This is a genomic window from Paraclostridium tenue (assembly GCF_039521565.1).
GTDB lineage: Bacteria > Bacillota > Clostridia > Peptostreptococcales > Peptostreptococcaceae > Paraclostridium > Paraclostridium tenue.
In genome coordinates, this window is the sequence record NZ_BAAACP010000004.1 from 1 (window position 1) to 12,527 (window position 12,527).

Consider the following 12,527-nt stretch of genomic DNA (forward strand, 5'->3'; position numbering starts at 1 on the left):
ACTAATCAAAATCCAGGTGAAAAACCAAATGAAGGAACTGTGAAAACAAAAGTAGTAACAGCAACATCATTAAACGTAAGAAGTGGACCATCAACAAGTTATAGATTAATAGGAACGTTAAAACATAATGAAAGAGTAGAAGTGATATCAGAAAGTAATGGATGGTCAAAGATAGAATACAAAGGAAAAGAAGCATACGTATCAAGTGATTACTTAAAAGATGCTGGAGATAGTAACACAAATACTAATCCAAATCAAAGTGAAAAACCAAATGAAGGACCTACGAAAATAAAAGTAGTAACAGCAACATCGTTAAATGTAAGAAGTGGACCATCAACAAGTCACGGATTAATAGGAATGCTTAAACATAATGAAAAAGTAGAAGTAATATCAGAAAGTAATGGATGGTCAAAGATAAAATACAATGGAAAAGAAGCATACGTATCAAGTACATACTTAAAAGATTATAATGGAGATGTTGATTCCGGAGGAGATAGTTCAGAAGTAGTAAATGGAGCAACTGTTAATTATAAAAATGAAAATCATTCATTACAAGACCATATTAATAAACAGTTATCAAAAGTAAATATGATAGCTTCATCTTCAGGCGGATTTATTAATGCAAGTAGATCTGACATAGAACATTATCTAAATCCTAAGAATTTTAAAGATGGGAAAAAAGGAATGTTACAATTCCTAAGATTAGATAGTTATAAAGGAGGAATAACTGCCGGAGAGTTAAATGGATATTTAAATAGTCTAAAACCTGCATCAAGTGGAACTAATGTATTTTATAATCAAGGACAAGCATTTATAAATGCAGCTCGTAAGTACAATATAGATTTATCATATTTAGTAGGACATTCTATGTTAGAGACTGGATATGGAAGATCTACACTTGCTCAAGGACAAGTTCTAACTTCATACAAAGGAAAACCTCTACCACAGCCAGTTAAAGTATATAACTTTTTTGGGATAGGAGCATTTGATGGAACTGCAAACTTATCAGGAGCAGAAGCTGCATATAAAAATGGTTGGACTAGTGTAGAAAAAACTATAGAAGGATCTGCCAAATGGATTTCTTCGAATTATATACATCATGGTAGCTACGGTCAAAATACACTATATAAAATGAGATGGAGTTATGATCATTTACACCATCAATATGCAACTGACGTAAACTGGGCTAATGCTATATCAGGAATAATGTATAAGTTTATAGGTATGTATGATACTAATAGTAATTTAATATTTGAAATACCTGTACATAGATAATATAAAAAATAATGAGGATTTAATATCCTCATTATTTTTTATATTACTTTTTTATATTTAAGGAAAACATCTACATTGTTTTCATTAATAATATTTTGGATATTTCCAAAATTATAAGTTGCAAGTGCATACTCTCTCATATTGGTGAATATAAGTTCTTCATTTTTATCTTGAAACTCAATCAAATCATAAGCTATTTTCCAAGCTGTAGATTCTCTATTTATCAAATTTTTTTTAAGTTTTAAAACACACTCTTCTACATCCGATGGTAGATTTTTCTTATGGAGGTTTTCTACGTCTATATCTATATCGTATTCAATAAGTTTATTAATAAAAACTTTAAGTGTTTGATTATATTCAGCTTTATTGTCATTTATACTTTTATCGAGTATATGACCTACTTCATGATATATAACAAATTTAGCAATAGACATTATATTTTTATAAGATACATTTAAAAATAAGTTTTTTGAGTGTAGAAAAGAAAAAAAATTATAACAAAAAGATATGAATCCTTGTTTAGATACCAAGATAATTCTGAATTTTGGAAGAGTACATATAGGTACAAATTTTCTTTTAAAATAAAATAAATATAACTTTTTATCGATATTTATATCCTTAACTATTTTTTTTATAAATTTCTTCTCTCCCAAATCTTCATAGATAACTAAAATTTTATTTATCAAGTTATTATCAAAATTAACTATAAAAATCACCACCTAAACTATGACGTATAATATATAATATATTATTAAAGATTGTATAGTTTGTAGCTAATCCTAATAAAAAAAGTTTTATATATATGATATAATGATTTGATAGAGAGGAGGGAACTTCTTATGGAAAGTGTTAAAGATTATTTAGAAAAATTATGCATAAACAATAATATTTTAAATAAACAATTAGTAGATGTAAACATAAATAAAGTAACATATTTTAAAGAAGAAAAATTAATATATATATATTTAAGTTCTAAAAATATAATAAGTTACGATTATATAGAAATCTTAAGACAAGAGTTAAAAGAAAAACTAGATTATTTTAATGATGTCAAAATTAAGATAAGGTATATAAAATTAGAAAAGCAAAAAACAAAAGACATTATAAAAAAATACTGGGTAAATATCATATATATTTTAACAAAATTATGTCCATCATTAAATGGATGGGTAAAAAATGTTGAGTATATGTGTATAGATGAAACTTTAAAAATAAAATTACCATCAGAGCTTTTTTACAAAAGATTAATAAAACAAAATGCTGTACAAGTATTAAAAAATGTATTGAGTGAAGAAGCTGGATTAGATATTGAAATTATATTTGAAAAGTCAGTAAATAAAGGACCTAATGTAGAAAAACTTATTAAGAAAAATGATAATTTAATTGAAGAAATGGTAAAAGAAAGAATAGCTGAATCTATAAATGTAGAAGATGAAGAAAAGGAAGTTGAAGGCAATCAAGCAATAGAAATTGCAATTAAAGATGAATATATTTATGGAGATAATGTAAATGCTCCAGTTGAAAAAATAAATAGATTAAATCAAAATTCTGGAACTGTGTGTATAGTAGGAGAAGTATTTGATATTGAGTTAAAAGAATTAAGAAATGGAAAAGTCCTTTTAATTGCGGCAGTTACAGATTATACAAGTTCAATTAGTTGTAAATTATTTTTAAATGATATGAATAAAGATAAGGTTATAGATTCTGTAACTAAAGGAGCTTATTTAAAAATAAAAGGAGATGCACTTTACGATAATTACCAAAGAGAAATTACAATGACAATAAGTGGTATAAAAAAAGAAGTAAAAGAAGAACGAATAGATACTTCAGATGTAAAGAGAGTGGAACTTCATGCTCATACACAAATGTCTTCAATGGATGCTGTATGCTCAACAAAAAAATTAGTTGAAAGAGCAGCTAAATGGGGACATCCTGCAATAGCAATAACTGATCATGGTGTAGTTCAAGCATTTCCAGAAGCTATGGATGCAGCTAAAAAACATGGTATCAAGGTTATATATGGAGTAGAAGGTTATTTGGTAGAAGATGAATTACCGATAATAAAAGACCCTAATGATAATGATTTATCTCAAAGTTTTATAGTATTTGATATTGAAACAACAGGATTTTCAAATACAAATGATAGGATAACAGAAATAGGTGCAGTAAAAATAGAAAACTTCAAAGTAGTTGATAGGTTTAGTGAGTTAATAAATCCTGAAGCTGATATATCATATAAAATTCAAGAATTAACAGGGATAACTAATGATATGGTAGCTGACAAACCTACTATAGAGGAAATACTACCTAAGTTTTTAGAATTTGTAGGTGATAGTGTTTTAGTTGCTCATAATGCGGATTTTGATATGGGGTTTATATCTCAAAAAAGTAGAGAACAAGGATTAGAATTTAAAAATAAAAGTATAGATACATTAACACTAGCTAGAGTACTTTTACCACATTTAAAAAGACATAGATTAAATGTAATAGCAAAAGATCTAGGAATACCACTTTTAAATCACCATAGGGCAGTAGATGATGCTGAAGCTACAGCTCATATATTTATAAAATTTTTAGAAATGCTTCAAAAACAAGAAGTAGAAAAATTAAGTGATGTAAATGAAAAGTTAGGTGAATTAGATTATACCAAGATAGCAACAAATCATATAACATTACTTGCAAAAGATTATACAGGCCTTAAAAATCTTTATAAAATTGTTTCAGATGCTCATGTAAATCATTTTTATAGAGCTCCAAGGATATTAAGAAGTGTATTAGAAAAGCATAGAGAAGGATTAATAATTGGATCAGCTTGTGAAGCAGGGCAAGTTTTCAATGCAGTAAAGAAGAATTTACCTGATGAAGAAATGGAAAAAGTAATAGATTTATATGATTATATAGAAGTTATGCCTATAGATAACAATAGATTTATGATTGAAAAAGGCGAAGTTAAAGATGAAGAAGAATTAAGAGATTTAAATAGAAGATTAATAGAAGTAGCAAAGAAGTTTGGTAAAATACCAGTAGCTACAGGAGATGTTCACTTTTTAGATAAACATGAAGCAGTACTTAGAAAGGTACTTAAAAATTCTCAAGGATTTAAGGTTGACGAAGAAGAAACTTATCTTCATTTTAGAACTACAAATGAAATGCTAGATGAATTTAATTACTTAGATCCTGTTGAGGCTTATGAAGTTGTAATAGCTAACCCAAATAAGATAGCTGATATGGTTGAGGTTATAAAACCTATACCTGATGACACATATCCACCAGTAATTGAAGGATCGGATATTGAACTTAGAGAAATGTGTTATGCAAAGGCTAAAAGAATATACGGTGATCCAATGCCGGAAGTTGTTAAAGCAAGACTTGATAGAGAGCTTAATTCTATAATAGGTAATGGATATGCAGTTATGTATATAATATCTCAAAAGTTAGTTACAAAGTCTTTAAGAGACGGATATCTAGTTGGATCTAGAGGGTCCGTAGGTTCTTCTTTTGCAGCTACTATGAGTGATATAACAGAAGTTAACCCTCTGCCTGCACATTATATATGTGAAAATGAAGAATGTAAATATTCTTATTTTTATGAAATAGGTGAATGGGGATCAGGTGCTGACTTACCAGATAAAGATTGTCCAAAATGTGGAAGGCCATTAAAAAAAGATGGACATGATATACCATTTGAGGTTTTCTTAGGATTTGAAGGAGATAAAGAGCCAGATATAGACCTTAACTTCTCGGGAGAATATCAACCGGTGATTCATAAATATACAGAAGAACTATTTGGAGAAGGATATGTTTATAGAGCGGGTACAATAGGCACAGTTGCAGAAAAAACAGCCTTTGGGTATGCTAAAAAGTATATAGAAGAAAATAATATAAACACAACATCATCAGAAGCATTAAGACTTGCTAATGGATGTACTGGAGTAAAAAGAACATCAGGACAACATCCAGGAGGAGTTATGGTTGTACCACATTATAAAGATATTTATGATTTTACACCTATACAATATCCTGCTAATGATACTTCTTGTGGAGTTATAACAACTCACTTTGACTATCACTCTATAAGTGGTAGAATACTAAAGCTTGATATACTAGGGCACGATGTGCCGACCATCATAAGAATGCTTGAAGATATAACTGGAATAGATGCAACAACTATACCTTTAGATGATAAAGAGACAATGTCTCTATTTACATCAACAGATGCACTAGGGGTTACGCCTGAAGAGATAAACTGTCCTATAGGATCACTTGCAATACCTGAGTTTGGTACAAAGTTTGTTAGACAGATGTTACTTGATACAAAACCTACAACATTTGCAGAACTTGTTCGTATATCTGGACTTTCTCATGGTACTGATGTTTGGTTAAACAATGCACAAGAACTTGTACAAAAAGAAATAGTTGGACTTAAAGATGTTATATCAACTCGTGATGATATAATGAACTACCTTATATTTAAAGGTCTACCGCCTAAAATGGCCTTTACTATAATGGAAAGTGTTAGAAAAGGAAGAGGATTAAAACCAGAACATATAGAAGAAATGGAAAAAAATGATGTTCCTAAATGGTATATATGGTCTTGTCAACAAATAAAGTACATGTTCCCTAAAGCACATGCGGTTGCATATGTTATGATGTCTTTTAGACTTGCATATTGCAAAGTACATTACCCAGAAGCTTTTTATGCAACTTACTTTACGACTAAAGCTGAAGATTTTGATGCAGATTTAATTGTAAAGGGATTACCTGCAATAAAAGCAAAAATTAAAGAAATTGAAGAACTTGGAAATGATGCAACAACAAAAGAAAAAAATATGCTAACAGTTTTAGAAGTTGCACTTGAGATGTATGCAAGAGATATAAAAATAATTCCTGTTGATATATATAAATCAGATGCAAAAAAATTCCAAGTTGTAGGTGAAAAGACATTGCTTCCTCCTATGATAGCACTACAAGGAGTTGGAGAGAACGCAGCTATAAATATACAAAAAGAAAGAGATAATGGAGAGTTTATTTCTAAAGAAGATTTAAGAAAAAGGACTAAGATATCTAAAACTGTAATAGAAACACTTACCAATCATGGATCACTTGAAAATATGAGTGATGAAAATCAATTATCTTTATTTTAGTTAATAAAAAATCTAAATTACTAAGTTTATAGCTTTTAATCAAAAGCTATAAACTTAGTATAACAACATAGGGGGAGGTTCTAATTAAAAATCTAAAATTAAAATTTAATAAAGGTATAGTAGCATCAATTATTATTGTTGCTATTATGATTATAAATTCAATAGTATTTATACATATACAAAAGAATTTGCCATTTAAATTAATTTCCATAATTTTATTATTAATTGATATAACTTTAATATTACTTTGTAATTTTACTTCAAATAAAATAAATTTATGGGATGGTTTAGAAAGTATGAGAAAACATTCTAAGGTGTATTATTTTTTTTATTCTTTTTGTATGATTTTAGGATATATATTAGTTAAATGTGTATTAATATTTATTCTGAGTAAATACTATAATATAAATAACTTAAATAACTTTGAAAGTTCTTTTGTGAGTAAATATATAAATAGTGGAGGCTTAATTGGAATTATAATTATATGTATTCAAATAGTTATAGTAGGACCTATATTAGAAGAACTAGTATTTAGAGGTATTTTATTAAAAAGTCTTCTAAAAAAATATTACAATAAACCATTAAAAGCTATATTGTACTCATCTATAGTATTTGCAATTGTTCATTTTAATTTAATTCAAGGCATTACCGCATTTGGAGGAGCTATTTTATTAGGATTTATATACTATTACACAAAATCTATAAAAATTTGCATATTGCTTCATTTAATAAATAATTTACTTGTTATAATACCAATGCCAATAAATTTATTTTGGAGTTTAGCATATTTAGTTCTAGGAATTTATTTAATTAATAAAGGTATTAATAATTTAATCAAGATAGATGAGAAAAATGTCGATCAAAAGTTAGAAAAAATTTGAAAAAATACTTAACAAATTAATAAAAAAATTATATACTTATAGAGTAAGGTTAAGGCGACATAGCCAAGTGGTAAGGCAGTGGACTGCAACTCCTTGATCCCCAGTTCGAATCTGGGTGTCGCCTCCAAATATTTAAATTCGGGAATATAGCTCAGTTGGTAGAGCAATTGACTGTTAATCAATGGGTCACAGGTTCGAGCCCTGTTATTCCCGCCATATGCTAGTGTGGCTCAACGGTAGAGCAGCTGACTTGTAATCAGCAGGTTGTAGGTTCGATTCCTATCACTAGCTCCAATAAAAAGTAGACTATTTGGTAGTCTACTTTTTTTATTTTAAATTATATAAATAAATAACATAAACTTAGTGTTTACTTTGACATAAAAAACTTGAACTTTAAAAATAAGAGGAGTAATATCTTATGAGTGAAAAATAAACATAACAAAGAACATGAATGAGGTGATGAAATTGAATAAGTTTAGGTCACATGTTAAAGAAAGTGAATTAATATCTATATTATTTTTAAGGTGGTTTTTATTAGCTTCTATATCTGGAATTGCAGTAGGAATAATAATATCATTCTTTTTAAAGAGTCTACAATGGGCAACCACTACAAGACAAGCAAATCCATGGTTATTATACTTATTGCCATTAGGTGGAGCATTTGTAAGTTATTTATATTCTAGATATGGAAGAGACTCATCTAAAGGAAATAACTTAATAATTGAGAGAATTAATCAAGGAGAAGGAAACATTCCGTTTAGAATGGCTCCATTAGTATTTTTTGGTACATTTATAACTCATTTATTCGGTGGTTCAGCAGGTAGAGAGGGTACAGGTGTTCAAATAGGAGCAAGTGTATCTTCTAAGATAGGTAAAATTTTAAAATTAAAAGGGATAGATTACACAATACTTATAATAAGTGGAGTGAGTAGTGGTTTCGGGGTAGTGTTTGGGACCCCAATTGCAGGAACTATATTTGGACTTGAAGTAAGTACTGTGGGAAAGATGAGATATGAAGCTATAATACCTTGCTTAATAGCGAGTTACATAGGAAATTTTGTAGCAAAATTATTTAAAGTACAACATAGTCATTATAATATAGGAACTTCGATAGATGGTGTTGATGTATTTTTTAAAGTTATAATATGTGCCGTTATATTTGGACTTGTAAGTAAACTTTTTGCTGAACTTACACATAGTTTTAAAAAATTCTTTGCAGAAAAAATACCTAATACACCTTTAAAGAGTTTTATAGGAGGTATAATAATTATTATTATAGTCTTAATACTTGGAACTAGAATATATCTTGGGCTAAGTTTAGATTTATTAAGTGATGCATTTAATGCACCTGTAGCCAAGAATGCATTTATAATAAAACTACTATTAACCTCATTAACATTAGCGGTAGGATTTCAAGGTGGTGAGGTTACTCCGTTATTTGTAATAGGAGCAACACTAGGAAATTTATTAGCAGGAATAATGGGCTTGCCGATAGCTTTTTTAGCAGGGCTTGGTATGATAGCTGTATTTGCAGGAGCTACTAAAACTCCAATAGCATCTTTTGTAATGGGTATAGAATTATTTGGGTCTGATAGCATAGTATACTTGTTTATTGCTTGTGTAATAAGTTATGTATTTGCTGGTAGAAGTGGAATATATACATCTCAAGATTGTAGTTTATTAGAAATAAAAAAAGATTAGCTAAAAGCTAATCTTTTTTTATTTTTAACAAATATATTATTTTTATAAAAAATAAGTAGAAAAAAATTAATAGTTAATATATACTAAGTATTAGTACTAGATAATAATATCAGGAGGAATTAAATGAAGAAAAAAGCAATTATAATAATTTCATCAGTTTTTATATTATTATTTTTAATAATATCTTACGTAGTTGGTTTTTTAGTATATGACGGTTCAGTTGGTTCTGTTCAAAAAATAAAAGATGAAGATATAGTAGAAGTATTTTCTCATAGAGAAGGAAGACCACTAGAAAAACTTAAAAATTATAAGTATGAAGATGTATTTATAAACTCGCCAGAAAATGGATATAAAATAGAAGGTAAATTTATAAAATCTAATAAAAATACTAACAATACAATAATACTAGTTCATGGAATTGAAAGTAATTACTATGAATATTTAAAAAAGGCATATGAATACTTAGACTATGGATATAATGTTATGTTGTATAATCAAAGACATACAGGTAAAACTGGAGGAAGTGATTATACTTTTGGTTTAAGAGAAAAATATGATTTAGAAAATGTTGCGAAATTTATTCATAAAAAATACCCTAATGGATTATTAGGAGCTCATGGACATTCAATGGGGGCTGCAACTGTAGTAATGCATTCTGAAATAAATGAAAAAAATAAGTATGTAGATTTTTATATAGCTGATTCACCATATCATGAAATGTCTGATGCTATAAGGTTAGGTATTGAAGCGAAAAATATACCACTTTTACCTGTAGGATATGCAAGAACTATGGGAAATATATATACTAAAATTAAATCGGGATTTGATTATGAAGATGTAAAACCATATAAATCAGTACAGCATATAACTACGCCTATGTTTTTAATACATGGAAAAGAAGATAAAGTATGTTCTCCAAAGGGTAGTCAGATAATATATGATAATATACCTCATAATAAAAAAGAACTTTGGCTTATAGATAAAGTCCAACATGTTAATGGATATGACATTTTAGGCAAGGAGTACTTTAATAGAATATATAAGTTTATAGAAGATAAAGTTGTTGAAAAATAGAATGAAAAATGTGTTTATAGCACTATGAAAGAAAATAAAAATACAAAGTGCTAAATTATATATAAAATTTGAAGGAAATAGATATAATATAAAAGGAAACTGGAGTTTCACTATTGAATAATACTAGAAAATTTGCAAATAAAAACAATCTATGGTATCATAGTATATAAAATAGTATATAATGCAAAAACTAAGAGTGAGACGAAAAGTTCTCACTCTTTTATTATAGCATTTACAATGCTATAAAATAACAACTGAATAGGAGGGAAGCAAAATGAAAAAGAGTACAGAATCATTAATAGAAGAGTTAGTACTTCCAATAACTAATGAACACAACATAGAGATAGTTGATGTTGAATATGTTAAAGAAGCTGGAGAATATTATTTAAGAATATTTATAGATAAAGATGGAGGAGTATCTCTAAATGACTGTGAAGTTATAACAAGAGCTATAAATCCAATATTAGATGAAAAAGACCCAATAAAAGAAAACTATTTCTTAGAAGTATCTTCACCAGGTCTTGATAGACCACTTAAAAAAGAAAAAGATTTTATAAGATATGCAGGAAGAGACGTAGAAGTTAAATTATATAAACCTATAAATGGATTAAAACATTTTGAAGCTCAATTAGTTGAGTTAGTGGACAATAAAATAGTTAAACTTATAGTTGATAATGAAGAAATGGAATTTGATAAAAAAGATATAGCACTTATAAGACTTGCTATAAAATTCTAATTAAAACTTAATATAGGAGGACAAAAAAATGAACCACGAGTTTATAGAAGCATTAGATGAATTAGAAAAAGATAGAGGAATTGATAAAGATATACTTATAGATACTATAGAACAAGCACTTTTAACTGCTTATAAGAAAAATTTTGGATCTGCTCAAAATGTTAGAGTATACTTTGATAGAGAAAAAGGAGATGTAAAAGTTTACTCTCAAAGAGTTGTTGTTGATTCAGAAGATATATATGATACATTCTTAGAGATAGAAATAGATGAGGCAAGACAAATAAGTCCTAACTATGAAATCGGTGATATAATAGAAAGTGAAATAACTACTACAGAATTTGGAAGAATAGCAGCTCAAACAGCTAAGCAAGTAGTTGTTCAAAGAATAAGAGAAGCTGAAAGAGATATAGTATATAATGAATTTATAGATAAGCAAGATGAAATAGTAACAGGAGAAGTTGCTAGAGTAAATAAAAATATAGTTCATGTAAACCTTGGAAGAATAGAAGCTATAATGACTCAAGCAGAGCAAATACCAGGTGAATACTATCAAGCAGGACAAAAAATAAAAGTATATATATTAGAAGTGAAGAAAACTAACAAAGGGCCTCAAATAACTGTTTCAAGAAGCCATCCAGGTTTAGTTAAGAGATTATTTGAAATGGAAGTCCCTGAAATATTTGAAGGTACTGTTCAAGTTAAGAGCATCGCTAGAGAAGCTGGATCAAGAACTAAGATGGCAGTTTACTCTGTAGATGAAAACATAGATCCAATAGGAGCATGTGTTGGACCTAAAGGATCAAGAGTTAAAAATATTGTTGATGAATTAGGCGATGAAAAAATAGATATAATTAAATATAGTGAAAATCCAGTAGAATTTATATCTGCAGCACTTAGTCCATCAAAAGTTGTATCTGTAGATGTAAATGAAGAAGAAAAGAGTGCTTTAGTTGTAGTTCCTGACTATCAATTATCACTTGCAATAGGTAAAGAAGGGCAAAATGCAAGACTTGCAGCTAAGCTTACTAATTGGAAGATAGATATAAAAAGCGAAAGTCAAGCAGCTAAAGAAGCAGATAATAAAGAAGAATTAGATGCTTAATTATAAGGAGTGATACATTTGCAAAAGGTGAAGAAAGTTCCTCAAAGAAAGTGTATAGCTTGTCAAGATAGAGACAATAAAAAAGAGTTAATAAGAATTGTCAAAAATAAAGAAGGACAAATATTTTTAGATAAAACAGGTAAAGCAAATGGTAGAGGTGCATATATTTGTAACTGTAGCGAATGTCTAAAAAAAGCAATTAAAAGCAAAGCTTTAAGTAGAGCTTTTAAAATTGAAGTTCCTGATGAAGTATATGAAAGCCTGATGAAGGAGATAGGTGACAATGAATAAATCCAATGAAGCCAAAATTTACTCATTCTTAGGCTTAGCACAACGTGCAGGAAAGCTAGTATCAGGTGATGACTCTACTATGCTTGATATAAAAAAAAATAGGGTAAAATTAGTAATAGTGGCAGAAGATGCTTCAAATAATACGAAAAAGCTATTTAAAGATAAAACATCTTTTAGAAATATAGCATGCGTTACATATTCAACAAAACTACAATTAGGGTTAGCTATAGGAAAAGCGCCTAGAGCAGTTATGGGAATAAAAGACGTGAGCTTTGCAGATAAGGTTTTAGAACTTATTGAAAATACAAAAATATAATAGGGGG

The 12,527-nt window shown here is 28.4% G+C and carries 10 protein-coding genes and 3 tRNA genes; 12 read left to right on the forward strand and 1 reads right to left on the reverse strand.

The features are described 5' to 3' along the window. A partial coding sequence (locus tag ABFX13_RS04235; protein WP_346042923.1) for an N-acetylglucosaminidase occupies positions 1 to 1,275 on the forward strand: 1,275 nt, incomplete at its 5' end. Positions 1,276 to 1,313: 38 nt separating this feature from the next. Here the strand turns inward: ABFX13_RS04235 and ABFX13_RS04240 are convergent. After that, positions 1,314 to 1,961 (reverse strand): hypothetical protein, encoded by a 648-nt coding sequence (locus ABFX13_RS04240; RefSeq protein ID WP_346042925.1) that lies wholly within the window; start codon positions 1,959 to 1,961, stop codon positions 1,314 to 1,316. A gap of 153 nt (positions 1,962 to 2,114) precedes the next feature. Here ABFX13_RS04240 and ABFX13_RS04245 point away from each other — a divergent pair, with 153 nt between their 5' ends. The 11 genes from ABFX13_RS04245 (at position 2,115) to ABFX13_RS04295 (ending at position 12,520) form a co-directional block, all read left to right on the forward strand. Further along, positions 2,115 to 6,419: a PolC-type DNA polymerase III gene (locus ABFX13_RS04245; RefSeq protein ID WP_346042927.1), complete on the forward strand. Its 4,305-nt coding sequence runs from the start codon at positions 2,115 to 2,117 to the stop codon at positions 6,417 to 6,419. A gap of 437 nt (positions 6,420 to 6,856) precedes the next feature. After that, positions 6,857 to 7,300: a CPBP family intramembrane glutamic endopeptidase gene (locus ABFX13_RS04250; RefSeq protein WP_346042930.1), complete on the forward strand. Its 444-nt coding sequence runs from the start codon at positions 6,857 to 6,859 to the stop codon at positions 7,298 to 7,300. Positions 7,301 to 7,353: 53 nt separating this feature from the next. Next, positions 7,354 to 7,427, forward strand: a tRNA-Cys gene (locus ABFX13_RS04255). A gap of 13 nt (positions 7,428 to 7,440) precedes the next feature. Further along, positions 7,441 to 7,516: transfer RNA gene (locus ABFX13_RS04260), tRNA-Asn, on the forward strand. A 3-nt stretch (positions 7,517 to 7,519) separates the two neighbouring features. Continuing rightward, a tRNA-Thr gene (locus ABFX13_RS04265) sits at positions 7,520 to 7,594 on the forward strand. 171 nt (positions 7,595 to 7,765) lie between these two features. Beyond that, positions 7,766 to 9,001: a chloride channel protein gene (locus tag ABFX13_RS04270; protein WP_346042932.1), complete on the forward strand. Its 1,236-nt coding sequence runs from the start codon at positions 7,766 to 7,768 to the stop codon at positions 8,999 to 9,001. Between the two features lie 123 nt (positions 9,002 to 9,124). Next, on the forward strand, positions 9,125 to 10,075 hold the full coding sequence (locus ABFX13_RS04275) for an alpha/beta hydrolase (protein WP_346042937.1): 951 nt from the start codon (positions 9,125 to 9,127) through the stop codon (positions 10,073 to 10,075). Between the two features lie 274 nt (positions 10,076 to 10,349). Further along, complete coding sequence (locus ABFX13_RS04280; RefSeq protein ID WP_147545859.1) at positions 10,350 to 10,811, forward strand: ribosome maturation factor RimP; 462 nt, start codon at positions 10,350 to 10,352, stop codon at positions 10,809 to 10,811. A 28-nt stretch (positions 10,812 to 10,839) separates the two neighbouring features. Further along, complete coding sequence (gene nusA / locus ABFX13_RS04285) at positions 10,840 to 11,913, forward strand: transcription termination factor NusA (RefSeq protein ID WP_346042940.1); 1,074 nt, start codon at positions 10,840 to 10,842, stop codon at positions 11,911 to 11,913. A gap of 18 nt (positions 11,914 to 11,931) precedes the next feature. Beyond that, positions 11,932 to 12,204, forward strand: coding sequence for an RNase P modulator RnpM (gene rnpM, locus ABFX13_RS04290; protein WP_346042942.1), 273 nt, complete (start codon positions 11,932 to 11,934; stop codon positions 12,202 to 12,204). Next, a complete protein-coding gene (locus ABFX13_RS04295; RefSeq protein WP_346042944.1) occupies positions 12,197 to 12,520 on the forward strand; it encodes a L7Ae/L30e/S12e/Gadd45 family ribosomal protein in 324 nt (107 codons plus the stop codon). The genes rnpM and ABFX13_RS04295 overlap by 8 nt, the downstream gene beginning before the upstream one ends. Positions 12,521 to 12,527: the final 7 nt, after the last annotated feature.